The organism is Sinisalibacter lacisalsi, from assembly GCF_014640115.1.
Classification (GTDB): Bacteria; Pseudomonadota; Alphaproteobacteria; order Rhodobacterales; family Rhodobacteraceae; genus Sinisalibacter; species Sinisalibacter lacisalsi.
Genome location: NZ_BMGI01000005.1, coordinates 127,645 through 154,096, shown reverse-complemented (window position 1 = coordinate 154,096; position 26,452 = coordinate 127,645). Strand labels below are relative to the sequence as shown.

The 26,452-nt window shown below is 68.6% G+C and carries 26 protein-coding genes; 20 read left to right on the top strand and 6 right to left on the bottom strand.

Annotated elements, in window-relative coordinates:
• Positions 1–11 precede the first annotated feature (11 nt).
• The 6 genes from IEW01_RS14740 (at position 12) to hypB (ending at position 5,413) form a co-directional block, all read left to right on the top strand.
• A complete protein-coding gene (locus IEW01_RS14740; RefSeq protein ID WP_188529092.1) occupies positions 12–626 on the top strand; it encodes a nucleotide-binding protein in 615 nt (204 codons plus the stop codon).
• 32 nt (positions 627–658) lie between these two features.
• Positions 659–1,303: a hypothetical protein gene (locus tag IEW01_RS17790; protein ID WP_188529090.1), complete on the top strand. Its 645-nt coding sequence runs from the start codon at positions 659–661 to the stop codon at positions 1,301–1,303.
• Positions 1,304–1,325: 22 nt separating this feature from the next.
• Entirely contained in the window at positions 1,326–2,849 is a 1,524-nt protein-coding gene (locus tag IEW01_RS14730; protein ID WP_188529088.1) for a dynamin family protein, read from the top strand.
• Positions 2,842–3,411: a hypothetical protein gene (locus tag IEW01_RS14725; protein ID WP_188529086.1), complete on the top strand. Its 570-nt coding sequence runs from the start codon at positions 2,842–2,844 to the stop codon at positions 3,409–3,411. The genes IEW01_RS14730 and IEW01_RS14725 overlap by 8 nt, the downstream gene beginning before the upstream one ends.
• A 64-nt stretch (positions 3,412–3,475) precedes the next feature.
• Positions 3,476–4,474, top strand: a complete 999-nt coding sequence (locus IEW01_RS14720) for a hypothetical protein (RefSeq protein ID WP_188529084.1) — start codon at positions 3,476–3,478, stop codon at positions 4,472–4,474.
• Positions 4,475–4,570: 96 nt separating this feature from the next.
• Complete coding sequence (gene hypB, locus IEW01_RS14715; RefSeq protein ID WP_188529082.1) at positions 4,571–5,413, top strand: hydrogenase nickel incorporation protein HypB; 843 nt, start codon at positions 4,571–4,573, stop codon at positions 5,411–5,413.
• Between the two features lie 7 nt (positions 5,414–5,420).
• Here hypB and IEW01_RS14710 read toward each other — a convergent pair whose 3' ends face one another.
• Positions 5,421–5,726 carry a hypothetical protein gene (locus tag IEW01_RS14710; RefSeq protein WP_188529080.1) on the bottom strand — a complete coding sequence of 102 codons (306 nt, stop codon included), beginning with the start codon at positions 5,724–5,726 and terminating at the stop codon, positions 5,421–5,423.
• A 120-nt stretch (positions 5,727–5,846) separates the two neighbouring features.
• Positions 5,847–6,311, bottom strand: a complete 465-nt coding sequence (locus tag IEW01_RS14705) for a MarR family winged helix-turn-helix transcriptional regulator (protein WP_229738293.1) — start codon at positions 6,309–6,311, stop codon at positions 5,847–5,849.
• A 103-nt stretch (positions 6,312–6,414) separates the two neighbouring features.
• Between IEW01_RS14705 and IEW01_RS14700 the strand changes: the two genes are divergently transcribed.
• The 4 genes from IEW01_RS14700 (at position 6,415) to IEW01_RS14685 (ending at position 11,399) form a co-directional block, all read left to right on the top strand.
• On the top strand, positions 6,415–7,446 hold the full coding sequence (locus IEW01_RS14700) for a cupin domain-containing protein (RefSeq protein WP_188529078.1): 1,032 nt from the start codon (positions 6,415–6,417) through the stop codon (positions 7,444–7,446).
• On the top strand, positions 7,443–8,141 hold the full coding sequence (locus tag IEW01_RS14695) for a fumarylacetoacetate hydrolase family protein (protein WP_188529076.1): 699 nt from the start codon (positions 7,443–7,445) through the stop codon (positions 8,139–8,141). Before IEW01_RS14700 ends, IEW01_RS14695 begins: the two co-directional genes overlap by 4 nt.
• Before the next feature lie 97 nt (positions 8,142–8,238).
• Entirely contained in the window at positions 8,239–9,453 is a 1,215-nt protein-coding gene (locus tag IEW01_RS14690; protein ID WP_188529074.1) for a 3-hydroxybenzoate 6-monooxygenase, read from the top strand.
• 95 nt (positions 9,454–9,548) lie between these two features.
• Entirely contained in the window at positions 9,549–11,399 is a 1,851-nt protein-coding gene (locus IEW01_RS14685) for a phospholipase D-like domain-containing protein (protein ID WP_188529072.1), read from the top strand.
• 22 nt (positions 11,400–11,421) lie between these two features.
• Here the strand turns inward: IEW01_RS14685 and topA are convergent, their stop codons facing one another.
• The 4 genes from topA to tldD form a co-directional block, all read right to left on the bottom strand.
• Positions 11,422–13,953 carry a type I DNA topoisomerase gene (gene topA / locus IEW01_RS14680; protein ID WP_188529070.1) on the bottom strand — a complete coding sequence of 844 codons (2,532 nt, stop codon included), beginning with the start codon at positions 13,951–13,953 and terminating at the stop codon, positions 11,422–11,424.
• A gap of 115 nt (positions 13,954–14,068) precedes the next feature.
• On the bottom strand, positions 14,069–14,812 hold the full coding sequence (locus IEW01_RS14675; protein ID WP_188529068.1) for a DUF4344 domain-containing metallopeptidase: 744 nt from the start codon (positions 14,810–14,812) through the stop codon (positions 14,069–14,071).
• 168 nt (positions 14,813–14,980) lie between these two features.
• Positions 14,981–16,132 (bottom strand): DNA-processing protein DprA, encoded by a 1,152-nt coding sequence (dprA, locus tag IEW01_RS14670; RefSeq protein WP_498049903.1) that lies wholly within the window; start codon positions 16,130–16,132, stop codon positions 14,981–14,983.
• A 107-nt stretch (positions 16,133–16,239) separates the two neighbouring features.
• Complete coding sequence (gene tldD, locus IEW01_RS14665; RefSeq protein ID WP_188529064.1) at positions 16,240–17,667, bottom strand: metalloprotease TldD; 1,428 nt, start codon at positions 17,665–17,667, stop codon at positions 16,240–16,242.
• A 187-nt stretch (positions 17,668–17,854) separates the two neighbouring features.
• Between tldD and coxB the strand changes: the two genes are divergently transcribed.
• The 10 genes from coxB (at position 17,855) to IEW01_RS14615 (ending at position 26,420) form a co-directional block, all read left to right on the top strand.
• Positions 17,855–18,703 carry a cytochrome c oxidase subunit II gene (gene coxB, locus IEW01_RS14660; RefSeq protein ID WP_188529062.1) on the top strand — a complete coding sequence of 283 codons (849 nt, stop codon included), beginning with the start codon at positions 17,855–17,857 and terminating at the stop codon, positions 18,701–18,703.
• Between the two features lie 43 nt (positions 18,704–18,746).
• Complete coding sequence (gene cyoE / locus IEW01_RS14655) at positions 18,747–19,691, top strand: heme o synthase (RefSeq protein WP_188529060.1); 945 nt, start codon at positions 18,747–18,749, stop codon at positions 19,689–19,691.
• A 1-nt stretch (position 19,692) separates the two neighbouring features.
• A complete protein-coding gene (locus tag IEW01_RS14650) occupies positions 19,693–19,869 on the top strand; it encodes a cytochrome c oxidase system small membrane protein (protein WP_188529058.1) in 177 nt (58 codons plus the stop codon).
• Positions 19,866–20,447, top strand: coding sequence for a cytochrome c oxidase assembly protein (locus tag IEW01_RS14645; protein WP_188529056.1), 582 nt, complete (start codon positions 19,866–19,868; stop codon positions 20,445–20,447). The genes IEW01_RS14650 and IEW01_RS14645 overlap by 4 nt, the downstream gene beginning before the upstream one ends.
• A gap of 75 nt (positions 20,448–20,522) precedes the next feature.
• Positions 20,523–21,323 (top strand): cytochrome c oxidase subunit 3, encoded by an 801-nt coding sequence (locus IEW01_RS14640; RefSeq protein ID WP_188529055.1) that lies wholly within the window; start codon positions 20,523–20,525, stop codon positions 21,321–21,323.
• A gap of 82 nt (positions 21,324–21,405) precedes the next feature.
• Positions 21,406–22,074 (top strand): SURF1 family protein, encoded by a 669-nt coding sequence (locus IEW01_RS14635; protein ID WP_188529053.1) that lies wholly within the window; start codon positions 21,406–21,408, stop codon positions 22,072–22,074.
• A 149-nt stretch (positions 22,075–22,223) separates the two neighbouring features.
• Positions 22,224–23,609, top strand: coding sequence for a threonine synthase (gene thrC, locus IEW01_RS14630; RefSeq protein ID WP_188529051.1), 1,386 nt, complete (start codon positions 22,224–22,226; stop codon positions 23,607–23,609).
• The gene (locus IEW01_RS14625) at positions 23,606–24,865 is read left to right on the top strand and encodes a M16 family metallopeptidase (RefSeq protein WP_188529049.1); all 1,260 of its coding nucleotides are present in this window, start codon (positions 23,606–23,608) and stop codon (positions 24,863–24,865) included. Before thrC ends, IEW01_RS14625 begins: the two co-directional genes overlap by 4 nt.
• Complete coding sequence (locus IEW01_RS14620) at positions 24,865–25,449, top strand: GNAT family N-acetyltransferase (RefSeq protein ID WP_188529047.1); 585 nt, start codon at positions 24,865–24,867, stop codon at positions 25,447–25,449. The genes IEW01_RS14625 and IEW01_RS14620 overlap by 1 nt, the downstream gene beginning before the upstream one ends.
• 161 nt (positions 25,450–25,610) lie before the next feature.
• Positions 25,611–26,420, top strand: coding sequence for an MBL fold metallo-hydrolase (locus tag IEW01_RS14615; protein ID WP_188529045.1), 810 nt, complete (start codon positions 25,611–25,613; stop codon positions 26,418–26,420).
• The last annotated feature ends 32 nt before the right edge of the window (positions 26,421–26,452 follow it).

Here is a 26,452-nt window from a genome sequence, read left to right as displayed (position 1 = left end):
GGGGAGGGGGGATGTTCACGCTCTACGCCAACTTCAAGGGCGGCACCGGCAAGAGCACGGTGGTGTTCAACATGGGGCTCTGGCTCGCGGCGCGCGGCAAGGCGGTGACGATCTGCGATCTCGATCCGCAGCGCACCGTTTCGGACGTGGCCGAGATCCGCGCAGAGATGGGCTACCAGCCGCCCCTCGAGATCGCCCACGGCCTGCCCGGCAAGGGTGGCGCCGGCGGCGAGTGGCTGGCCGACGTGGGGCTGTCCGACACCGAGGCGATGCGCGCCGCGATCCGCGCGGCGGGCCGCATCGTGGTGCCGGTGACGCCGTCGCAGGCCGATATCTGGGCGACGCAGCATTTCCTCGAAATCATCGCCGAGGAGCGTGGCACCGGCCGCAAGCCGCAGGTTTTCGGCTTCATCAACCGCGCCGATCCGCACCCGCGCTCGCGCGAAAACGCCGAGACCCGGGCGGCGCTGCGGCTCCTGCCGGGGATCAAGCCGCTCGGCCCCAAGCTGGTGCAGCGGCTGGCCTTCCGGCGCTCGTTTTCCGAGGGGCTCGCGGCCTTCGAACTCGAGCCCGGCGGCAAGGCGGCAAAGGAACTCGACGATCTCGCCCGGGCGATCCATGGCTGACCGCCCGCGCCCCATCTGGAAGGACTGATCCCGTGCTGATGCCGATCCTGCGCCTCGTTGTGATCTATGTCGTGCTGATCCTCGCCGTGCTCGCGGTGTTCAACCGCGACAAACTGGGCCGCCTCGTCTTCGGTGACTCGCCCGCCGAGGTGAGCGCCGCCCCCGCTGCGCCGGCCGCGCCCATGCAGCCGGCCGCCCCGGCACAACCCTTGGCGGCGGCCCAGACGGTTCCGGCGCCCACCGCCTCGGCGTCGCAGTCTCAACCCGCGCCGCCGCCCGCGCCGGGCGTGCTGCAAACCCCGCAAGCCGCGCCCGCCGCGCCGGCGCCCTCCGCCCCCGCGCCGCAGTCGGCCCCGGCCGGCGGCACCGACCCGGACCTCTCCGAGGCGCTCAACGCCGCGCGCGCGGCCTACTGGGCGGGCGACATCGCCGGCGCCGGCGACCGGCTCGCGGCGCTCGTCGCCGCCCATCCCGACAACCCTGACCTGCTGGGCGAACTTGGCAACTTCCGCTTTGCCAGCCGCGATTACGAGGCCGCGGCCGCGGCCTTCCTGCGCGCCGGTGAATTGCTCATCGCCGAGGGGCGGGCAGGGCAGGCGGCCGGGCTTCTGCCGGTGCTGGGACAGATCGCCCCGGACAAGGCTCAGGCCCTCGCCACGCGTCTGCAGAACCGCTAGGACGGATGCGAAGGATGCCGCCATGAACCAATCGCTCGCCAACCGCCTCGCCCGGCTCGAACAGCACCTCAAGGCCGAAAACCCGGTTCTGCTCGAGGTGCTGCCGACCTATTACAAATTCGACAAGATCCTGCGCCGCATGGGGCTGATCGGGCGCGAAAGCTCGCTGGCCTCGCGGATCTCGTGGTGGCCGCTGATCTCGGTTCTGGGCACGTTTTCGAGCGGCAAGTCGTCCTTCATCAACGCCTATATCGGCGAGAAGGTGCAGGACACCGGCAACCAGGCGGTGGACGACAAGTTCACGGTGATCTGCCAGCGCACCTCCGATACCGACGCCAACCGCACCCTGCCGGGCACCGCGCTCGACGCCGATCCGCGTTTTCCCTTCTACCGGATCTCCTCGGAGATCGAGAAGGTGGCGAAGGGCGAGGGCAAGCATATCGAGAGCTACCTGCAGCTGCGCACCACCCGCAACCCGGCGATCGAGAACAAGATCATCATCGACAGCCCCGGCTTCGACGCCGACGACCAGCGCCGCTCGACCCTGCGCATCACCGATCACATCATCGATCTGTCGGATCTCGTGCTGGTGTTCTTCGACGCCCGCCACCCCGAGCCGGGCGCGATGCAGGACACGCTGGAACACCTCGTGCGGCGCACCGCCAAGCGCACCGATGCCTCCAAGTTCCTCTACATTCTCAACCAGATCGACACCGCGGCCAAGGAAGACAACCCCGAGGACGTGGTCGGCGCATGGCAGCGGGCGATGGCGCAGGCGGGGCTTTCGGCCGGGCAGTTCTTCACCATCTACAACGAGGCCGCGGCGGTGCCGATCGAGAACCACGCGTTGCGCGAGCGGTTCCGCGAGAAGCGCGATACCGATCTCGCCCGCATCCATGCCCGGATCGCCGAGGTCGAGCTGCACCGCAATTACCGCATCGTGAGCTTCCTCGAAACCGTGGCCAAGGAGATCGAGCACGACGTGCTGCCCCAGCTCAAGGCCGCGCGCGGGCGCTGGCGGCGCGGCGTGGCGGTGATCGACGTGCTGGCCTTCGCCCTCGTGGTCGCCGCCACCGGCGGGCTGCTCTATGCCCTGGGCTGGACCCCGCCGGAGGGGATGTTCGGCTTCGACTGGATGATGGCGCACCGGATGGAGGCGGGCGCGGTGCTGATCGCGGCGCTGGTCATGGCCGGAACGGTGCATTTCTGGGCGCGCGGGATGATGACCCGGCGCATCGCACGCGGGCTGCCCGAGGCCTACGGCGAGGTCGATCTCGATCTGCGCGCCGCCTTCCTCAAGGGCACGCGCTGGTTCCGCACCATCTTCCGGCGCGCGCCGGTGGGATGGAGCCGGCGCACGGCGACCCGGCTGCAGGTGATCCGAGACACCGTCGCGGGCCATATCCAGAACCTCAACGACCGTTACGCCGATCCTTCCGCCAAGGCCCGCCCGGTGGATCTGCCGGGCGAGGTGGTCACGCGCGCCGCGGCGGTCGAGGGCGAGGCCACCGGAGATGCCACACAGGAGCCGCTCAAGGATGTATGAATACCAGGTTTGCCCCGTGCCCGAGGGGCGTTGTTCCGATCTCTCCTATCGCCTGGCGGTCTACGAAGCGGGCCACGCGCTGACCGCGCGGGCGCTGGGCTTCAAGGTTCTGAGCGTGAAGATGCTGCCGCGCCCGCCGATCCTGGAGAGCGACAAGGTTCTGCACGGCAGTTCGCTGCGCGCGCTCTCGGCGGTGCTGGAAAACCGCTGCATCGAGCTGTTCGGCGGCCAGATCGCCGAGGAACACGCCTGCCAGACCTCGTCGTGCTGCTCGGGCGACGTGGCGCGGATCGACGAGCTTACGCGGCTGGTCTCGGGCCTCGACGGCCGCCGCACACCGGAGGATATCTGGTTCGAGCTGGAAGACGTGGCGCAGGAGATTTTCAGCCACGAGAAGATCCGCGAGGCGATCCTGCCGCTTGCCGATTTCCTCCATGACGAGGTCGACAGCGGGCATCACGTGGTTTCGGGCCAGCGGGTCGAGGCGCTGATGAACGAGCTTCTCGGGCCACCGGAGAAGGCGCGCGGCGGGTTTCTGGCGCGGCTGATGAACCGGGCTTGACGCAGGTCAAGGCGTGGGGGTGGGGCACCGGCCTATCCCGGCGCAAGGCAGACCGGGCGCGCGCATGACCAGACCTTCCCCAGATATCGCCGGCACCATCCGGGTGACGCTCACCCCCGAAAACGGGCGCGTGGGCGGCGTCGTCATCGCCTCGACCCGGCCGGTGGCGGCGGCACGGATGTTCGAGGGGCTGCAGGCCGCCGAGATGACGCGGCGGATCGGCCGGGTGTTCTCGCTCTGCGGCGCGGCGCAGACGGTGGCCGCGCTCGACGCGGTGGAACAGGCGCTCGGGATCGCGCCCGCGCCCGGCGTGGCGGCAGCGCGCGAGGCGGCGCGGCTGGCCGAGATGCTGACCCAGACGGTGATGCGCCTTGCCCTGCACTGGCCGCGCGCGCTTGGGCTCGATCTGCGGCCCGACCTCGTGCGCGCGGCGCTGGAAGCGGAGCGCGGCCTCGAGGCGCGGGTTCTGGGCGAGGGCTGGCGGCAGCCGGGGGCAGCCCTCGGGGCACCTGGCGCGCTCGACGACCGGCTGGCGCCGCTGATGGCGCTGGCGGATGATCCTTTGCCCGGGGCGCTGGCCGAGGCCCTCGCCGCGCGCGGGATCGAGGGGTTCGGCGCGCTTGCGCCGGGGCAGGGGCCGGAGGCCGGGGCCCTGTCGCGCAACTGGGACAGCCCCGCCGTCGCCGCCCTGCGCGCGCGCCACGGCGCCGGGCTCGCCGTCCGGCTCGCGGCGTCGCGGCATGATCTGGAAGCCCTGCCGGATGCCCTGGCCGCGGCGCTGGCGCGAGTCGCCGAAACCCCGCCGCGCCCGGCCACGCGAGACACCGGCCGGGGAGCGGCGACGGTGGAAACCGCGCGCGGACCGCTCACCCACCGCGTGGAGATTGCCGACGGGATCGTCACCGCCTGCGAGACCGAGGCCCCGACGGAGGCGAATTTCACCGCCCGAGGGCCGGTCGCCACCGGGCTGACCGGTGCGCCGCTCGACCCGGTCGCGGCCGAGTTGCACGTGCTGGCGATCGACCCTTGCGTGGCCTGCAGCGTGGAGTTCGCCGCGGGCTGAGGCCGAAAAATCCCGTGCGTCGCGCGGCGCGCGGTGCGATACTCGGCGTGAACAGGATGAACCCCGGGCCTTGCCGGGGCGAAGGAGGAAGCTGCGATGTGCACCACGTGCGGATGCGGACATGGGGATGTGACGATCGAGGGCGAAAGCCACGGCCACGATCATCACCACCACGGCCATGATCACCACCACGAGCACGGCCACGACCATCATCACCACGATCACGGCCCCCTCGGCGCGGCCCATGCCCCGGGGTTGAGCCCGGCGCGGATCGTCGAAATCGAGGAAAACATCCTCGCCCATAACGATCATCTGGCCGCCCACAACCGCGAAGACCTCGCGGCGGCCGGCGTGCTCGCGCTCAACCTCGTCTCCTCCCCCGGCTCGGGCAAGACCACGCTGCTCGCCCGCACCGCGCGCGATCTGGCCGCGCGCGCGCCGATCACCGTGATCGAGGGCGACCAGCAGACCAGCCTCGACGCCGACCGCATCCGCGAAACCGGCGCGCGGGCGGTGCAGGTCAACACCGGCAAGGGCTGCCACCTCGACGCCGACATGGTGCGCCGCGCGCTCGGCACGCTGGAGATGGAGCCGGGCGGGGTGCTGTTCATAGAGAATGTCGGCAACCTCGTCTGCCCGGCGGGGTTCGACCTTGGCGAGGCGGCGAAGGTGGTGATCCTCTCGGTCACCGAAGGCGAGGACAAGCCGATCAAGTATCCCGACATGTTCGCCGCCGCCCGGTTGATGGTGCTCAACAAGTCCGACCTCTTGCCTTACGTGCCCTTCGACGTGGAAAAGTGCATCGCCTACGCGAGGCAGGTGAACCCGAATATCGGTGTGCTCACCGTCTCGGCGCTCACCGGCGAGGGGCTGGACAAGTGGTATGCCTGGATCGAGGCGCTGCGCGCCGAGCGGGCGGCGCTGGCCGCGGCGGGCTGAACCGGGTTCAGGCCATCAGCGGCGGCAGCGGCGCGGTGGGCAGCAGGTGCGGCGGCAGGCGGCGGGCCGAGCCCGGCCGGTCGTCGGCGGTGACGAGCACCAGCCGGGGCCATTCGCTCGCGCGCAACTCGCGCGCCAGGCCGGGCGGCAGGGCTTCGAAGGTTTCGGGCGTCATCGCCAGCCTGCGGCACCGCTTGCGCTCGGCAAGCACACGTTCAACGAGGTGCTGCTGCGCCGGCGCGAAGCTTGCGATCCCGGCGGCGCGATACTGCGCTGCATCGCGGCGGCGTCCGATGAAGATCACGTCGTGCATGCTGTCCTCCGCAAGATCTCGCGGTTGCCTTGGACCGATACTGGGTGACGCAGGGTAAGGGCGCCTTGATCTGAATCAGAATGAGTTTTTGATAACCTCGCGCGAGCGGCGAAAGACCGCCTATTTCATGACGGCCGCGTCCGCGTCGGTGCCGTTAGCGTCGACGGCCCCGGTCAGGCGCGCGAGCAGGCCGAGAAAACAGCTCCGCTCATCCTGCGAAAGCCCGCCGAGAATATCGTCCTGCAGCGCCCAGACGACGGGCCGCACGCGGACGAGCAGCGCCGTGCCCTCGGGCGTGAGGCTCAGCGCCTTGGCACGGCGGTCGGTGGGCGAGGGGCGGCGGTCGACGAGCCCCTTGGCGGCGAGCCGGTCGATGACGCCGCCGATGGTGACCTTGTCATAGGCGATATCGGCGGCGAGGCTGGCCTGGTCGAGCCCGGGGCGCTCGGCCAGCGTGGCCAGCGCGGCGTATTGCACCGGCGTCAGCTCCACCCCCGCCGCAGCCATCCGCTCGCGGAACAGTGCCTGGCTGATCTGGTTGAGCCGGCGGATCTGGTGCCCCGCCATGCGGTGGATTTCGTTCATCCCGGTCTCCTTCACGGTCAGACTAGCGACGCGGGATGGATTTGACAAGTATACGTATCATACGTATACACACCAAAACGACTCGGGGGAGAGGGAGAATGCCATGACCCAGCTGGGAACGCTCGAAGACCTGCCGCAGGATTATCGCGACGCGATGACGGAGGCGGGGGTGGCGCCGCTCTGGCCGATGATGCGCAACGTGCTGCCGCATGACGCGCCGAGGCCGGTGACCCGTCCGGGCTACTGGAACTACGAGGCGATCCGCCCGCTGCTCCTGCGCGCGGGCGAACTCACGCCGGTGGAAAAGGCCGAGCGCCGGGTGCTGGTGCTGTCCGATCCGGGGCGCGGGGCCGGGGCGATGCAGGCCACCGCCTCGATCTACCTCGGGCTGCAACTGCTGCTACCGGGCGAGACCGCGCCCGCCCATGTCCACACGCCTTCCGCCGTGCGCATCGTCGTCGAGGGCAAGGGCGGCTTCACCGTCGTCGACGGGGAAAAGCTGCCGATGGAGGAGGGCGACCTCGTGCTCACGCCGGGCGGCGAATGGCACGATCACGGCCACGAGGGCGAGGAGCCCGTGGTCTGGCTCGATGCGCTCGACCTGCCGCTCTTCGTCTATCTCGAAGGCTCCTATGCCAAGGAAGGCCCGCTACAGGCCCAGCGCAACCGGCCCGACGCGAGCCAGGTGGAATACCTTTCCGCCGGCCTCGCCCCGAGCCGCCGGCCGGGGCGCGGCCCGCGCCGCTACCCGATGATGCGCTACCCCTGGGGCCGCACCGAGGCGGCGCTGCGCGAGATGGCGCGCTATACCGACGGGCCGATCGAGCTCGATTACGTCAACCCCGAAACCGGCGACGACGTGCTGCCGACGATGGGCTTCACCGCGATGATGATCGCGGCGGGCGCGAAGGACGCCCCCCCCCTGCGCTCGTCCTCGGCTGCCTACCACGTGGTCAAGGGCCGGGGCCGGGCGCAGATCGACGGCGAAAGCTTCGCCTTCGGCCCGAAAGACACGTTCAGCGCGCCGGTGTTCGCCCGGATCGCCTTCGAGGCCGAGGAGGAATGCTTCCTCGTCCGGGTCCATGACCGGCCGCTGCAGGACAAACTAGGCTACTACGAGGAACGCGCACGATGACCGATACTCTCTTCCCGATCCCCGAAACTCCCGTGATCCCGGTGAAGGGCGCGGCGGCGGGCTACCCCGTGGTGCGCATCTTCTGCGTCGGGCGCAATTACGCCGCCCATGCCGCCGAGATGGGCGTGGAGGTGGACCGCGAGGCGCCGTTCTACTTCACCAAGTCGGCGCAGCACACGCTGGCGAGCGGCGCCACGCTGCCCTATCCGCCGGGCACGGAGAATTTCCACTACGAGATGGAACTTGCGCTGGTGATCGGCGCGCCGGTGTTCCGCGCCACGATGGACCAGGCGCAAGCCGCGATCTACGCCTATGGCGCGGCGCTCGACATGACCCGGCGCGATCTGCAACTCGCCGCCCGCGAGAAGGGCAGGCCGTGGGACACCGGCAAGGACGTCGAGGGCTCGGCGGTCTTCGCAGACCTCACCAGGGCGGAGGAGATCGGCGAGATCGGCCCGCAGCGCATTCACCTCGCGGTCAATGGCGAGGTGAAGCAGGACGCGCTGCTCTCCGACCTGATCCATGGCTGCGCCGAGATCGTGGTGGACCTGTCGAAATACTACCACCTGCGCCCCGGCGACGTGATCATGACCGGCACGCCCGCGGGCGTCGGCCCTGTGGTGGCCGGCGACGAGATCACCGGCGGCATCGACGGGCTCGCCCCGATCTCGCTCACCGTCGGCACGGCGGAATAACGGCACCGGGCGGAAATCGGACGATTTCCGCAACGGATCCCGTCCGGGATCCGAAGCGTTTTCCGTACGGAAAACGGCCCCGAGAAGGAGACTACGCATGGCACAAGATCGCATCATCATCGCCGGCGGCGGCATCGGCGGCCTCGCCACCGCCATCGGGCTCGCGCAGAAGGGCGTGGCGTCCATCGTGCTGGAAAAGGCCGGCCGGCTGGGCGAGATCGGCGCCGGCATCCAGCTTGGCCCCAACGCCTTCCACGCTTTCGACTACCTCGGCGTCGGCGACGCGGCGCGCGAGATGGCGGTCTATATCGACAACCTGCGCCTGATGGATGCGATCGAGGGCCACGAGATCACCCGCATCCCGCTCGGCGACGATTTCCGCGCCCGTTTCGGCAACCCTTACGCCGTGGTGCATCGGGGCGATCTGCACGGCGTCTTCCTGCGCGCCTGCGAGGCGGAGCCGCTGGTGGAGCTGCGCACTTCGGCGGAAGTGGTGGACTACGACCAGGACGAAAAGAGCGCCACCGCGATCCTTGCGGATGGCGACAGGGTGACCGGCAGCGTCATGATCGGCGCCGACGGGCTGTGGTCGAACGTGCGCCGCAAGGTGATCGGCGACGGTGCCCCGCGGGTGTCGGGTCACACCACCTACCGTTCGGTGATCCCCACCGAGGACATGCCCGAGGATCTGCGCTGGAACGCCGCCACCCTCTGGGCCGGGCCTAAATGCCACATCGTGCATTACCCGCTTTCGGGCTGGAAGGTGTTCAACCTCGTGGTCACCTACCACAACAACGCGCCGTCACCCGAGAACGGCGTGCCGGTCAGTCATGACGAGGTGCGCAAGGGCTTCGAACACGTCGCCCCCGTCGCCCGCCAGATCATCGACCGGGGCGAGAACTGGAAACGCTGGGTGCTGTGCGACCGCGACCCCGCCGACAACTGGGTGGATGGCAGGGTGGCGGTGCTCGGTGACGCGGCGCACCCGCAATTGCAGTATTTCGCGCAAGGCGCCTGCATGGCGATGGAGGATGCCGTGGCGCTGGCCCACGTGATGGCTGAGGGCCTTGGCGACGCCGAGAAAAAGCTAAACGATTACCAGAAGATGCGCCGCGCCCGCACGGCGCGGATCCAGCTGCAAAGCCGCGAGATCGGCGATCACATCTACCACCCCGCCGGCGCCCATGCCGAGCTGCGCAACCAGATCATGTCGAACAAGCGGCCGGAAGACTGGTATGACATCCTGTCCTGGGTCTACGGCTCGAACGGGCTCGACGGCGCGGTGTCGACCGAGACGCTGGCGACGCGTTGAGGCCCGCCGCGGCGCGTCTTGTGCTGCCTGTCGGGGCGGTCTAGCTTCGGGGCCAGGTGGACGTGTGGCAAGGTGCGGGGGTTCGGGTGAATCGGGTGACGATCAGGGCGCGCGCGCTTGCCGCATTGGCCGGGCTGGCGGTGCTTGCCGCCTGCGCGGTGCCGGTGGTCACACCGCCGCGCGGGCCCGATCCGGGCGGGGCATTGCTCGAGGCCACCATCTACCTCTCCGCCGCCGGGCCGGATCGCGCCGATGCGCGGTTCGATTTCCCCCGCCACGGCGCGGCGGAAACCCGGATCACGCTTGCCTCGTCGCTGCCCGCGGCCACCGGCGCGCGGCTCTCCTGCGATGGCCCGGCGCGGCTCGTCACCGGGGCCTTGCCCGGCCTCTACCTGCGGCCCGGCGCCGAGCGCCGCTTCACCCTGCCTGGGCGCCACGGCGAGGTGATGCCCCGGATCGTTCTGCCGCCCGAAACCGGCGCCTGCCGGCTCGACTGGGCCGGCCACAGCCTCGCGCTCGTGGCCGAAGACCGGGCCGACCCGGTCAACGTCCGGCGCGACCTGCGTAGCGATACCTGCATCCGCCCGCCCGACGAGGCGCTCGACCCTCTGGCGCGCGCCTTCTTCGCGGCGCGCCCGCTGTCGCTGACCTGCGCGCGCCCCACCGGCGAAACCCGGCTGCTCGGCGACGAGATCGAGGCCCTCGCGATCCGGCTCGAACGGCTCACCGGCGCGCCGATCTCGCGCGCGCGCCTCGCCAGCGGCGATCCCGACATGCCGCTCGATTTCTCGCGCGCGCCCCGGTTCGAGCAGATCGTGGTATCCACCCTGCACATCCGCGCCGATCTTTCGGGCTACCTGCTCGCGCGCGCGCTCGCCTTCCACGCTGCGCGTGGCACCAAGGTGCGCCTGATGGTCTCCAACGGCTTGATGTTCGGCAAGGACCGGCGGCTGATCGAGGCGCTTGCCTACCAGCACCCCAACGTGCAGATCCAGTATTACCGCTGGGAGCCCGAGGGACCGATCGCGTCCGGCGGCACGTTGCTTGATCGCTACCAGCGCTCCAACCACGTGAAGCTCTTCGCTGCCATCGCCGAAGAGCCGGGGCACGATTTCGCCATCGTCGGGGGGCGCAACCTGCACGACATGTTCTTTCTGCCGGAGTTGACCAACCGGCCGACCCGGCCGTTCCTGCACGATTACGAAAACGCCCGCGGGCTCGACAACATCTTCGCCTTCTTCTCGCCCTACGAGGATTTCGAGATCGCGCTGCTCGACCGCGCGGTGGTCGGCGATGTCATCTCCCAGTTCGGCAAGTTCTGGCACCGGGACCGGCGGGGCTCGCTCAGCGCGGCCCAGGTTGCGGGCGAGGTCGTTCGGTCCGACGCGCCGCGCGAGGGGCTGGTGCGCCATTTCCTCTCGCTGCCCTGGGCCGACGCCCAGACCCAGGAGGCGCTCTACGTCGACCTGATCGACGCGGCGCGCTCCGAGATCGTCTCGATCTCGCCCTTCACCTATCCCACCCCCGCGATCGACGCCGCGCTCGCGCGCGCCGCGGGGCGCGGGGTGCGGGTGCGGCTGATCACCCGCGAGGTGGGCGGCGAGCCGCCGGCGGTTTTCGTGAACGGTCTCAACACCAATTACTTCCAACGCCGCGCCGAGCTTTTCGACATGCGCGTCTACACCCCCGAGAACCGGCTGCTGCACACCAAGATTTTCGTGGTCGACCGGCGCGCGGCGATCGTGGCGTCGACCAACCTCAACATCCGCAGCTTCCTGCACGATACCGAGAACGGCTTCGTCTTCCTCGACCGCGCGGTGGCGGAGCGTCTTCACGACATGGTGGAAGAGACGGCGAAGAAGGGCAAACGCGAACAAACCCCCGGCTGGTGGGAGGGGCTGGGCGATTTCCTCGCCCGAACCCCGGAGCTTCGGCAGTTCTTTTGAAGCGGCCTCGCCGAGGGGCGGCTCAGGCCTTCTTCTTGCGCGCGGGGGCCTTCTTGCCGCCCTTCGCCGCCTTTTCGTCGATCAGCGCCACCGCCTGCTCCAGCGTCACCGATTGAGGATCAACATCCTTGGGCAGCGTGGCGTTGACCTTCTCCCACTTGACGTAAGGCCCGTAGCGGCCTTCCATCACGTTGATCGCGCTGCCTTTTTCGGGGTGCTCGCCGAGTTCGCGCAGGGGCTTGGCCGCCGCACCGCGCCCGCGCCCGGGATTGGCGCGCTTGTGGTCGATCAGTTCCACCGCCCGGTTCATGCCGATCTCGAACACATCGTCGGGATCTTTCAGGTTGGCATAGACCGGCTTGGCCTCGTCGGGCTTCTGGTGCATCAGGTAGGGGCCGAAGCGGCCGAAATTGGCGCTGATCGGCTGGCCGTCTTCGGGGTGCTTGCCCACTTCGCGCGGCAGGCTGAGCAGCATCAGCGCCTTTTCGAGGTCCATCGCATCGGCGCTCCAGCCCTTGGGCAGGCTGGCGCGCGGCGGCTTCTTGTTGTCCTCGGTCGCCTCGCCGCGCTGCACGTAGGGGCCGAAGCGGCCCGAGCGCAACGAGATCTCGTCGCCGTTGTCGACGCCAAGCACCCGGTCGCCGCCGTTGCCGTCCTCGCCGCCGCCGATCGGGCGGGTGTAGCGGCATTCGGGATAGTTCGAACAGCCGACGAAGCCGCCGGAGCGCGAGGTTTTCAGGTGCAGCTTGCCGTCGCCGCAAAGCGGGCAGGCGCGCGGGTCCGAGCCGTCTTCGCGCTCGGGGTAGAGCTGCGGCGCGAGCGCGGCGTCGAGTTTGTCGAGCACCTCCGAGATGCGCAATTCGCTGGTTTCGGCGATCGCGGCGGAGAAATCGCGCCAGAACCGCGCCAGCACTTCGCGGTAATCGAGATCACCGGCCGAGATCTCGTCGAGCTCCTCCTCGAGATGAGCGGTGAACTCGTAGCCAACGTATTTGCGGAAGAAGTTGAGCAGGAAGATGGTGACGATCCGGCCCTTGTCTTCCGGGATCAGGCGGTTCTTGTCCTTGCGGACGTATTCGCGCTCCTGGATCGTGGTGACGATGCTGGCATAGGTCGAGGGCCGGCCGATGCCAAGCTCTTCCATCCGCTTCACCAGGCTTGCCTCGGTGTAGCGCGGCGGCGGCTGGGTGTGGTGCTGCTCGGGCGTCACGGCGCGCTTGGGCGCGGCTTCGCCCTGCGCAATCTGCGGCAGGCGCTTGTCGTCGTCCTCCTCGGCGAGCACGTCGTCGCGGCCCTCCTCATAGACCTTGAGGAAGCCGTCGAACAGAACCACCTGCCCGGTGGCGCGCAGGCCCACCTGGCCGTCGGCGCTGCCGATCTCCACCGTGGTGCGCTCGAGCCGCGCGCCCTCCATCTGGCAGGCCAGCGTGCGCTTCCAGATCAGGTCGTAGAGCTTGCGCTGGTCGGCTTCGAGCCGCCCGAGGGCGGAGGCGTCGAGGCTCATGTCGGTCGGCCGGATGCACTCGTGCGCTTCCTGCGCGTTCTTGGCCTTGTTCTTGTAGATCCGGGGGCTGCCGGGCACGTAGTTGGCGCCGTAGCGGGTCTCGATCTCGGCGCGTGCGGCCTCGATGGCCTCCGGCGCCATGTCGATCCCGTCGGTCCGCATGTAGGTGATGTAGCCCGCCTCGTAGAGCCGCTGCGCGGTGCTCATGGTCTGGCGCGCGCCGAAGCCGAACTTGCGGCTGGCCTCCTGCTGCAGCGTCGAGGTCATGAACGGGGCGGAGGGGTTGCGGCTGGCGGGCTTGGCCTCGACCGACTGCACCACGAGATCGCGCGAGGTCACCGCCTGCACCGCGAGGCTCGCCTCGGTCTCGTTCGGAATGTCGAATCGGTCGAGCTTCTTGCCGCCGAGGCTGACGAGGCGGGCGGAATAGGCTTGCCCGCGCGGGGTTTCCAGCTCGGCGGTGACCGACCAGTATTCGCGCGCCTTGAAGGCCTCGATCTCCATCTCGCGTTCCACGATCAGCCGCAGGCAGACCGATTGCACCCGGCCGGCCGAGCGCGCCCCGGGCAGCTTGCGCCAGAGCACCGGCGAAAGGTTGAAGCCGACGAGGTAGTCGAGCGCGCGGCGCGCGAGGTAGGCATCAACAAGCGGCTGGTCGACCTCGCGGGGGTTCTGCATCGCCTGCGTCACCGCCGCCTTGGTGATCGCGTTGAACACCACGCGGGAAACCGGTGTGTCCTTCTTGATCGCCCGGCGCTTGCGCAGGGTTTCCTCGAGGTGCCAGGAGATCGCCTCGCCCTCGCGGTCGGGGTCGGTGGCGAGAATGAGCGCGTTGTCCTTGGCGAGCGCGTCCGCGATGGCCTTGATGTGCTTCTTGCTGTCGGCCCCGACTTCCCACGTCATCTCGAAACCGTGATCGGGATCGACCGATCCGTCCTTCGGCGGCAGGTCGCGCACATGCCCGTAGGAGGCCAGAACCGTGTAGTCGGAACCGAGATACTTGTTGATCGTCTTGGCTTTGGCCGGGCTTTCGACAACGACGACGGGCATGAACTTCCTTTCGACTCGCCCCGCAGGGCCATGGGGCCGTTAGATGGGTGACGCGGTGGGGCAATGTCAATGCCGGGCGATTTGCCGGGGCCTCGCCATCGGCGCGCCGAGGGCTTCAGGGCTCCATCAGGCGGTAGAGCGCGCGCAGGTGATCCTCGAACTCGGCGCAGAACACGATCTCGGTGGTCTCGGGGTCGTAGAAGGCGTTGGGCTCGTCGCAGGCCTCGACCGATACCGCGAGCGGCAGGGCCAGCCGCAGATCGGCGTTCAGCGCGGCGATCTCGTCGCGCAGGATGTCGGCGGCGAAGCCGTCGCCCGACGCGAAAACGATCTCGTGGCCGTCCTGCCGTTCGCTGATCTCGTCGAGCACGCCGCCCCAGCTCTCCGCCGCCAGCCAGTATTCCTCCGCGCAGGTTTCGGCGCGCTCTTCCGGCAGGTCGAGATCGGCGGCGAAATCGTCGCGGTCCTCGGGGGCGGCGCCGTAGAACAGGCAGACGGTGTTGTAGAACCGCTGCTCGTCGGGGCCGTGCACGTCCCACCAGGCGGTTTCGAACCCCTCCTGCGCGCTCAGAAGCGCCTCGGCCCAGAAGCCGAAGGCGGCGTTATAGGCGAGGTCGACGGCGGTTTCTTCCTCGAACAGAACGTCGATCAGGAAGATCGAGAACACGTCCGCCGCGTCTTCTTCCTGGCCGAAGATCGGGATGCCCTCGATGTCGACGAGGGCGTGGCCGAGTTCGTGGTAGAAAATGCCGAGCACGTTGTCGGCCACGAACCAGTCCTCGCCGTCGTGGTCGGAGGCGCCGGCCGCGGTGGCGACACCGATCATTGCGGCGGCGCGCGCCAGGGCCGAACGGAGCATGTTTTCACCCTTCCAGGAGAGGACCGGCGAAGTGTAAGCACCGGATCGGCAGGCTGGCAAGAAGATGCGCGCTGCCTGCGTCGGGCGGGGGCGGAAATCATGCGATTTCCGCACCGGAATTCGCATCGAATTCCGTGGCGTTTTCCGCGCCGGAAAACGCGGGCGCAATCACTCCAGCCGGTTCACCAGGCCGCCGGGCTGGCGCTGGATCCGGCCTTCAAGCTCGAGGTTGACCAGTTCGGGGGTGATCCGGGCGGCGGGCAGGGCAAGGTCGCGGATCAGCTGGTCTTCGGCCACCGGGCTGGGGCCGAGGCGCTCGAGGATCTGCCGGTGCAACTCGCGGGTCTCGCCCGGGGTGCGGGTTTGCGGCGGGGGGGCGGGGATTTCGGGATTTTGCGCCGGCGCTGTTTCGGTCGCGACCGCCGGGGCCGGAATTTCCCCCAGCAGTTCGATCACGTCGGCCGCGCTGCGCACCAGCGTCGCGCCGTCACGGATCAGCATGTTGCAGCCGGCGGCGCGGGCATCGAACGGGTGGCCGGGCACGGCGAGCACGTCACGCCCCTGGTCGAGCGCGCCGCGCGCGGTGATCAGCGAGCCGGACCGGCTGGCGGCCTCGACGACGACGACGGCGCGCGCCAGCCCGGAGATGATCCGGTTGCGCTGCGGGAAGTGGCGGGCCTGCGGGCTCATGCCCATCGGCGCCTCCGAAAGCCGCAGCCCCTCGCGGCCGATCTCCTCGCCGAGCACGGTGTTTTCCGTCGGGTAGATCACGTCGACCCCGCTGGCGAGCACGGCGATGGTGCCAGTGGGGAGCGCGGCCTTGTGGGCGGCGGTGTCGATCCCGCGGGCGAGGCCGGAGACGACGACATGGCCCTTCTGCCCCAGTTCCTCGGCCAGCCGCCGCGCCATGCGGGTGCCGAGCGAGGAGGCGTTGCGCGCGCCGACGAGCGCGACGGTGGAACGCTGCAGCAGGGTAACGTCGCCCACCGCCCAGAAGAACGGCGGCGGATCGGCGATGTCGGAAAGCTGGGCGGGGTAGTCCGGGCTGCCGAAGGCGATGAAGCGCGCGCCGGCGTAGCGCGCCGCGCGCAGTTCCTGCTCGGCCACCGGCAGCGGGCAGGGCTCATAGGCCTCGACCCCGGCGACGCGCGCAATCTCGGGCAGCGCCTCGAGCGCGGCCTGGGCCGAGCCATGTTCACGCATCAGTCGGAAAAAGGTGGTCACGCCGACACGGCGTGAGCGCAAGAGTCGGAGCCAGGCGAGCACATCTTCCTCGCTTCGGGGTGGGGTGAGGGGGTGGGGGGAAGGGAAAAGATCCAACTGGCACACCTGATTCCGTCTCTTGCCCCTTAACCATGCGCCCGAAATGGTTAACGCCCGGTTACCGGGGGGCAGGAGGCGGAAGGCTCGTTTCCCTCGCAGCCCCCTCAGGCCGCCGCCGAGCCCCCCACCGTCAGCCCGCCGATCAGCAACGTCGGCTGGCCCACGCCCACCGGCACCCATTGCCCGGCCTTGCCGCAATTGCCGATGCCGGGATCGAGTTCCATGTCGTTCGCGATGGCGCGGATGCGCTGCATCGCCTCGGGGCCGTCGCCGATGATCGTGGCGCCCTTCACCGGCGCGCCGATCACACCGTTCTTCACCCGGTAGGCCTCGGTGCAGGAAAACACGAACTTGCCGTTGGTGATATCGACCTGTCCGCCGCCGAAGCCCACGGCGTAGATCCCGTCCTTCATCTCGCCGATCACCTCCTCGCGGCTGGCGTTGCCGCCCTCCATGATGGTGTTGGTCATCCGCGGCATCGGGGTGTGGGCATAACTCTCGCGCCGGCCGTTGCCGGTGGGGGAAACGCCCATCAGCCGGGCGTTCTGGCGGTCCTGCATGTAGCCCACGAGCACGCCGTCCTCGATCAGCACGGTGCGGTTTGAAGGCGTGCCCTCGTCGTCGACGGTGAGCGAGCCGCGCCGGTCGGGCAGGGTGCCGTCGTCGACCACGGTGACGCCCTTCGCCGCGACCTGCTGGCCGATCATGCCGGTGAAGGCCGAGGTGCCCTTGCGGTTGAAGTCGCCCTCAAGCCCGTGGCCGACCGCCTCGTGCAGCAGAATGCCGGGCCAGCCGGCGCCGAGCACCACGTCCATCATCCCGGCGGGGGCGGGTTCGGCCGAAAGGTTGACCAGCGCGATGCGCAGCGCCTCGTCGGTGGCCGCCTTCCAGTTTTCCGGCGCGATCAGGTGGGCGAGCCCGGCGCGCCCGCCGCCGCCGTGGCCGCCGCTCTCGCGCCGGCCGTTCTGTTCCACGATCACGCTCACGTTGAGCCGCGCCATCGGCCGGGTGTCCGACACCAGCGTGCCGTCGGGGCGCAGGATGGTGACCTCCTGCAGGCTGGCGGCGATGGTGGCGGAAACCTGCACCACGCGCGGGTCTTTCTCGCGGGCATAGGCGTCGATCTCGCGCAGGGTTTCGACCTTCACCGGGAAGCTCGCATCGGCCATCGGGTCGGCATCGGCATAGAGGCGGCGGTTGGTGCGGGCGGGGGACTCGGCCAGGGTGCCGCCCCCGGCGCCCACGGCGAGGCGGGTGGTCTCGGCCGCCCGCTTGAGCGCGGCCTCGGAGATCTCGGTGGCGTGGGCATACCCTGCGGTGTCGCCGTTGACCGCGCGCAGCCCGAAACCCTCGGAGGCGTCGTAGCTGGCCGTCTTCAGCCGGCCGTCGTCGAACACCAGCGCCTCGGAGCGCCGCCGTTCGAGGAACAACTCGCCATCGTCGCCACCCTCGGTCGCGGCGCGCAGGGTGGTCAGCGCGCGGGATTCGTCAAGATGCGTGTCGAAGGGGCGAAACGGAGCGGCGTCGGTCATGTTTTTCCTTTCACATGCGTCAAAATGCATAGGTGTGTCATAGTGGCGCAGGATTTTCCTTGTTCCCGTCCGGTGAATATGGTTTCACCAAGGTCGGGAGACAACGGGATTCCCGCTTATCTTGCGGAGTGCCCGGGAGAGTGGCGCCAAAAAACGCCTCGAGACAGGAAGTTACGGAATGCACGCGATGAAAAAGACCCTGTGGCCCATGGCCTTTCTTTCGGCAACCCTCGGTGCGGCTGCGGCCCGGGCCCAGGATCTTGAAGTGCTCGGCAAGCCGGTTCCCGGTGGCCTTTCGCTTCAACCCGCTGCAACCGACGTTGCCGCCGCGACCTACGCGCTCGACCACATGCTGCTCTACATCATCGTTGCGATCTCGGCCTTCGTCGGGCTGCTGATGCTCTGGGTGATCGTGCGTTACAACCGCCGCATGAACGCCGAGCCGAAGCGTTTCACCCACAACACCCCGATCGAGATCGCCTGGACGCTGATCCCGATCCTGATCCTCGTGTTCATCGGTGCCAACTCGCTGCCGGTGCTGTTCAAGCAGCAGGAAATCCCCGAGGGCGACGTGGTGATCAAGGCGATCGGCAACCAGTGGTACTGGAGCTATGAATACGTCGATCACGAGTTCGGCTTCGACAGCTTCATGCTGGCCAAGGACGCCCTCGCCGAGCACGGCTACACCGACGATCTCTACCTGCTGGCGACCGACACCGCCGTGGTGGTGCCGACCGGCAAGAAGGTGGTGATCCAGGTCACCGGCGCGGACGTGATTCACTCCTGGACGATCCCCGCCTTCGGCGTGAAGCAGGACGCCGTGCCGGGCCGCCTCGCCGAGCTTTGGTTCACCGTCGAGGAAGGCAAGGAAGGCGTGTACTTCGGCCAGTGCTCCGAGCTTTGCGGCAAGGACCACGCCTACATGCCGATCACCGTGAAGGCGGTATCGCAAACGGCCTATGATGCGTGGCTGCGCGGTGCGATCGACGAATACGCGGGCAACCCGGCGACGCTGACGCTGGCCGCGGCCGAGTGATCGGCCGGCGCGCAGCGGGCAGAACGACGGGCAGGGCGATCCGATGACCGATACCTCCACCAATTCCAGCGCCTTCGACGCCGAGAAGGAAGCGGGCTTCGGCGATTACTTCGCGCTGCTCAAGCCGCGGGTGATGTCGCTCGTCGTGTTCACCGCGCTGGTGGGGCTGATCGTGGCGCCGGTTTCGGTGCACCCGATGGTGGCGCTCGCCGCGATCCTGTTCATCGCGCTGGGCGGCGGCGCCTCGGGGGCGCTCAACATGTGGTGGGACGCCGATATCGACCGGCTGATGAACCGCACCCGCAAGCGCCCGATCCCGGCCGGCAAGGTGGCCGAGGGCGAGGCCTTCGCCATCGGCATCGCTCTGTCGTTCATGGCGGTGGTGATGCTGTTCCTCGCCGCCAACGCCGTCGCCGCCGGGCTGCTGGCCTTCACCATCTTCTTCTACGTCGTGATCTACACGATGTGGCTCAAGCGCGCGACGCCGCAGAACATCGTGATCGGCGGCGCGGCCGGGGCCTTCCCGCCGATGATCGGCTGGGCCGTGGCCACCGGCAGCGTCAGCGTCGAGGCGGTGCTGATGTTCGCCCTCACCTTCGCCTGGACCCCGCCGCATTTCTGGGCGCTCGCGCTGTTCGTGAAGAACGACTACGCCAAGGCCCACGTGCCGATGCTGACGGTGACCCATGGCCGCGCCGCCACCCGGCGCCACATCCTCGGCTACACCCTCGCGCTCGCCGTCGTGGCGCTGGCGCTCGGGCTGACCTCGATCGGCGGGCCGGTCTACATGACCGTTGCGGTTGTTCTGAACGCGATGTTCATCAAGGGCGCCTTCGCGATCTCGCGCCGCGACGACGCCGCCTGCGAGGCCGACCAGCATCTCGTCGAGCGCCGGTTCTTCAAGCTGTCGCTGGCCTACCTGTTCGGCCATTTCGGGGCGCTGCTGGTCGAGGCCACGCTCGCGCCCTACGGGCTGGGAGGCTGGTAGGATGGCTACGCAAATCCGCGCCGAACACGAGCTGCACCGCCGCCGCCTGAGCCGCAATGTCGGTCTCGGGGTGGTGCTGTTGCTGCTGGTCGCGCTGGTCTTCGGGCTGACCATCGCCAAGGTGGGCACCGACCCGTCGGACGAACTGGGCGTGCCGGGCACGGAGGCAACGCAATGAAGCTGAACGCGTTCCAAAAGACCGCGGCCAAAGCCGCCGGCGTCGTGGTGTTCATGGGCGCGCTGGCCTGGGCGGCGGTGCCGATGTACGACTGGTTCTGCCGCGTCACCGGTTACGGCGGCACCACCAACGCCGCCACCAGCGGCTCCGACGTGGTGCTCGACAAGACCATCAAGATCCGTTTCGACGCCTCGCTCGAGCGCGACATGCCGTGGGAATTCAAACCGGTTCAAAAACAGATGGAAGTGCGGATCGGCGAGACCGGGCTGGCCTTCTACGAGGCCTACAACCCGTCGGACGAACCGGTGGCAGGCACCGCGAGCTACAACGTCGCGCCGTTCTCGGCGGGGGCATACTTCACCAAGATCGATTGCTTCTGCTTCACCGAGCAGGTGCTGCAGCCGGGCGAGCGGGTGATGATGCCGGTGACTTTCTACGTCGATCCCGAGATCGTCGGGGACGTCGAAGCGAAATACGCCAAGTCGATCACGCTGTCCTACACCTTCCACCAGACGCCGCTGCCCGAAGATTACGCCGGGCTCGCGCTGGACGAGGCGGCAGGTAGCGCGACGAACTAGGACAAGGACATATCCGGGCGGGCGGGCGCGGCCTGCACGCCCCAACAGGAGAACCAGAAGGTCAGGGACGGAAACATGGCTCACGCGAAAAACCACGACTACCACATCTTGCCGCCCTCGATGCACCCGTTGCTCGCGTCGGTGGGTGCTTTCATCATGCTGTTCGGGGCGGTGCTCTGGATGCAGGGCATCACCCCCTGGATGTTCGCCGTCGGGCTGCTGCTCGTGCTCTACACCATGTTCGCATGGTGGGCCGACGTGGTGGACGAGGCGCAGACCGGCGATCACACCCCGGTGGTGCGGATCGGCCTGCGCTACGGCTTCATCCTCTTCATCATGTCGGAAGTGATGTTCTTCCTCGCGTGGTTCTGGAGCTTCTTCAAGCACGCGTTGTATCCGATGACCGAAGGCTCGCCGGCTGTCGACGGCGTCTGGCCGCCGGCGGGAATCGAAACCTTCGATCCCTGGCACCTGCCGCTGATCAACACGCTGATCCTGCTGCTGTCGGGCGCGGCCGTCACCTGGGCGCACCACGCGCTGGTGCATGAGAACAACCGCAAGGACCTGGTCAACGGGTTGATCCTTGCGATCATCCTCGGGGTGCTCTTCACATTCTTTCAGGCCTACGAATACAGCCACGCCGCCTTCGGCCTGTCGGGCAACATCTACGGCGCCAACTTCTTCATGGCGACGGGCTTCCACGGCTTCCACGTGATCATCGGAACGCTGTTCCTGTTCGTCTGCCTGATCCGGGCGATCAAGGGGCACTTCACCCCCGAGCATCACGTCGGCTTCGAGGCCGCCGCCTGGTACTGGCACTTCGTCGACGTGGTCTGGCTCTTCCTGTTCGCCTCGATCTACGTCTGGGGTGCCTGAGCCGGGCTTGCGCCGGGAGGCGCAATCTGAGAACACCAAGGGCGCGGGGGGCAACTCCCGCGCCTTTCGTTCGGGAGCGTCCATGACACGCCAGATCATCGCCGGGTTCCTGCTCTTCGCCGGCCTTGCCGTCTTCATCGGGCTGGGCACCTGGCAGGTGCAGCGGCTGGCCTGGAAACAGGGCGTGATCGCCGAGATCGAGGCGGTGATCGGCGGCGCGCCCACGGCCATCCCGGACTCGCCCGACCCGCAGGCCGATCGTTACCGCCCGGTGCGCGTGGCGGGCAGCTTCGAGCCCGGCGAGCTGCTGGTGCTGGTCTCTTCGCGCGATCTCGGCGCGGGGTTCCGCGTCATCGCGCCCTTCGTCACCGACGCGGGGCGGCGGATCATGATCGACCGGGGTTTCGTCCGCACCGAGGCGCGCGAGGCATCCCGCTCCCTCGGCGCGGCCGAGATCGAGGGCAACCTGCACTGGCCCGATGACCGCAACAGTTCGACGCCGGAAGACGACGTGGCGGGCAACTGGTGGTATGCGCGTGACGTGGCGAAAATGGCCCGCGAACTGGGCACCGAACCGGTGCTGGTGATCGCACGCACCTCGCCCGACCCGACGATCCTGCCGATGCCGGTGAGCACCGAGGCGATCCCCAACCGGCACCTCGAATACGCGGTGACATGGTTCCTGCTCGCGGCCACATGGGTGGTGATGACAGGCTTCGCGCTTTGGCGTATACGGCGCCGGACACAATGATCGGATGCCCCGGCCACCCGCCGGGGCCGCGCCGATTTCTTGGAAGAAATCGCCACGGAAAACCTGCGTTTTCCGACCCCGATTTCCGCATCGGAAATCGCAGGTGTTTTCTTTCAAGAAAACGGACGCGCAGGAAAGGACGAGAGCGGATGAAATACGTATCGACCCGTGGCAACGCGCCGAAACTGAGCTTCGAGGAAGCGATGTTGACGGGGCTTGCGCGCGACGGCGGGCTTTATGTGCCGCAACGGGTGGCCGAGCGCCGGCCCGACGAGATCGCGGCGCTGCCGGGGATGAGCTACGAGGAGATCGCCTACTGGGTGATCAAACCCTTCGTCGGCGAGAGCTTCGGCGACGACGAGCTGCGCGAGATCATCGCGCGGGCCTATGCCGGGTTCGGCCACGCCGCCCGCGCGCCGCTGGTGCAGCTTGGCCCCAACCACTTCCTGCTCGAACTGTTCCACGGGCCGACGCTGGCGTTCAAGGATTTCGCCATGCAGCTCATCGGCCAGATGTTCCAGACCGCGCTGGCGCGCCGGGGCGAGCGGATCTGCATCGTCGGCGCCACCTCCGGCGACACCGGCTCCGCCGCGATCGAGGCCTTCCGCGGGCTCGACAACGTCGATGTCTTCATCCTCTTTCCCGATGGCCGGGTGTCGGACGTGCAGCGCCGCCAGATGACCACGCCGACCGAGGCCAACGTGCATGCGCTGGCGATAGATGGCACCTTCGACGACGCCCAGGCGCGGCTGAAGGACATGTTCAACCATTTCGAGTTCCGCGACGCGGTGAAGCTCGCCGGCGTCAACTCGATCAACTGGGCTCGGGTGCTGGCGCAGGTGGTGTATTACTTCACCGCCGCAACCTCGCTCGGCGCGCCCTTGCGCCCGGTCAGCTTCACCGTGCCCACCGGCAATTTCGGCGATATCTTCGCCGGCTACATCGCCCGCAAGATGGGCCTGCCGATCGAGAAGCTGGTGATCGCCACCAACCAGAACGACATCCTGCACCGCACCCTCGCCACCGGCGCCTATACCACCGCCGAGGTGGTGCCCTCGCTCTCGCCCTCGATGGATATCCAGGTCTCGTCCAACTTCGAGCGCGTGCTGTTCGACGCCTACGGGCGCGACGGGGTGACCGTGGCCGACCAGATGGCCGATCTCGCGCGCGGCGGCTTCACCATCAGCCAGGGCGCGATCGACTACCTGCGCGCGCAATTCGCCTCCGGCCGCGCTTCGGAGGAGGAGACGCTGGCGACGATCCGCGAGATCTTCGAGACCACCGGCGAGGTGCTCTGCCCGCATACCGCCGTGGGGGTGAAGGTGGCCTCCGAGCACCTCGGCACCACGCCGATGATCACGCTCGCCACCGCCCACCCGGCCAAGTTTCCCGACGCGGTGAAACAGGCCAGCGGGCAGGATGCGCCGCTGCCGCCGCGCATGGCCGATCTGTTCGACCGGCCCGAACGGATGACGCATGTGCCCAACGACCTTGCCGAGCTGGAAGCGCTCATCCGCGAGCGGGTGGGCGCATGATCCGGCTCGACACCCTTTCCAACGGCATGCGCGTCGTCACCGAACACATGCCGGGGCTTGAATCGGCCTCGCTCGGGGTCTGGGTCGCCGCCGGCACCCGCCACGAGCGCGCCGAGGAAAACGGCATCGCGCATTTCCTCGAACACATGGCATTCAAGGGCACCAGCCGGCGCTCGGCACTGCAGATCGCCGAGGAGATCGAAGACGTCGGCGGCTATCTCAACGCCTATACCTCGCGCGAGGTGACCGCCTATTACGGCCGGGTGCTCAAGCAGGACGTGGGCCTCGCGCTCGACGTGATCGCCGACATCGTGCTCAACCCGGTGTTCGACCCGCGCGAGATCGAGGTCGAGCGCGGCGTGATCCTGCAGGAGATCGGCCAGGCGCTCGACACCCCCGACGACGTGATCTTCGACTGGTTGCAGGAAGTGGCCTTTCCCGGCCAGCCGATGGGCCGCTCGATCCTCGGCCCCGCCGAACGGGTGCGCGGCTTTTCCCGCGACGATCTCGCGCGCTTCGTGGCGCAGCACTACACGCCCGAGCGGATGATCCTCTCGGCCGCGGGGGCGGTGGACCACGACGAGATCATGCGGCTTGCCGAGGCCGCCTTCGGCCATCTTTCCCCGAGTGGCGGCGAGATCTACGAGCCGGCCGGGTTCATCGGCGGCGAGCGGCGCGAGATCAAGACGCTGGAACAGGTGCATTTCACCCTCGGCCTCGAAGGCCCGGGCTATGACGATGCGTCGATCTACACCGCGCAGATCTATGCCGGGGCGCTCGGCGGCGGGATGTCGTCGCGGTTGTTCCAGGAGGCGCGCGAGAAGCGCGGGCTTTGCTACACGATCTACGCCGCCGCCGGGGCCTATTCCGACACCGGGATGATCACGATCTACGCCGGCACCTCGAAGGAGGAAATCGAGGGGCTGGCGCTGCTCACGGTAGACGAGCTTCGCCGCGCGGCCGATGACATGACGGCGATCGAGGTGGACCGGGCGCGGGCGCAGATGAAGGCGGGATTGCTGATGGGGCTCGAAGGCGCCTCGGCCCGGGCCGAACGGCTGGCGCGGCAGGTGGCGATCTGGAACCGGGTGATTCCGGTGGAGGAAACCGTGGAGCGGATCGACGCGGTCGATCTGAACGCGGTGCGCGGCTTTGCCGAGGCCATCGCCACGGGCGCGAAATCGGCGCTCGCGCTCTACGGGCCGGCCGAGACCGCGCCGGATCTGGCGGCCCTGCGCGAAAGGCTCGCCGCGTGATGTTCGGCCGGGCTACCAGGCTCCGGATCGAAACCGCGCGGATGAGCCTGCGGCCGCCGCAGCACGGCGATTACCACGCTTGGAGCGCGCTGCGCGCCGAGAGCCGCGACTTTCTCACGCCATGGGAGCCGAGCTGGGCCGCCGACCACCTCAGCCGCAAGAACTTCACCAACCGGGTCTACTGGTCATCGCGCGCGATCGCGCAAGGCTCGGCGCTGCCGCTGTTTCTGGTGCGTCGCGACGATGGCGGCTTGCTCGGCGCGCTCACGCTCGACAATATCCGCCGCGGCCCGGCGCAGGCGGCGACGGCGGGGTATTGGATCGGCGCGCCCTTCGCCCGGCACGGCTATATGCGCGAGGCGCTGGAGGCGGTGGTGCACTACGCCTTCACCACGCTCGATCTGTCGCGCATCGAGGCCGGCTGCCTGCCCGAGAACACCGCCTCGCGGGGGGTGCTGGAAAAGGTCGGGTTCAAGTACGAGGGGGTGGCGCAGAGCTATCTGCAGATCAACGGCCGCTGGCGCAATCACGTGCTCTACGCCAACCTGCGCGCCGACCGGCGCGGCCGCACGGACGTGGGCTGAAGGCAGGCCGGCGCGCGGCGCGAAGGCCCTGGTGCGGCGCAGAGGCGAGGCGTCGGCAACAGGTATTTCAGCCAGGATGAAGCGGAAAGCCTTCACGCGGGCGTGAGATGGCACGGTGCCGGGATGTGCTAGGCTGGGCGGAGCCGCCGGGAGGCCCCGCGATGATCCGTTTCGTGCTCGCCATGCTCGTTTTCGCCCTGCCTGCCGCCGCGCAGGAGCGGATCCCCTCGCATTGCATCGCGCTTGCGGGCGACATTCCCGGCGCGCGCTACCTGTACCTTGCCGCGTATGGCGATGCTTTGCCCGCGAACGAGGTGCGGATTTCCTACATCGACCACGCCTCTTTCCTGATCCAGACCGGCGACGGGCTTGCGGCCGTCACCGACTTCACCGGCAACCTCGGCGGCGCCGATCTGGTGCCCGACGTGGTGACGATGAACAACGCCCATATCACCCATTTCACCCATGCCCCCGATCCGCGCATTCCCCACGTGCTCGAAGGCTGGGGCCTGGGCGGAGAGGCGCGGGAACATCGCGTCGACCTCGGCGGCATGCTGGTGCGCAACGTGCCCACCGATCTGCGCGGGCGGGGCGGCGGCGTGGTGGAAAACGGCAACTCGATCTTCGTCTTCGAGGCGGCGGGGCTGTGCATAGGTCATATGGGCCACCTGCACCACGAACCCGACCCGGGCCAATACGCCGCGATCGGGCGGCTCGACGTGGTGATGGCCGCGGTCGATGGCGGCATCACCCTCGATACCGCCTCGATGATCGGGGTGATGCAGCGCTTCCGGGCGCGGGTGGTGCTGCCGATGCACTGGTTCGGGCGCTTCACGCTCGACCGTTTCCTTTCCGGCATGTCGGGCGAGTTCGACGTGGTCGAGGCGGGGATGCGCGAGATCACCCTCTCGCTCGACAAGCTGCCCGCGCGCCCTACGGTGATGGTGCTGGAGCCGGGGCGGTTTGACTGACTTGCACGGGCTGCGAAACGGTGCATGCTCGC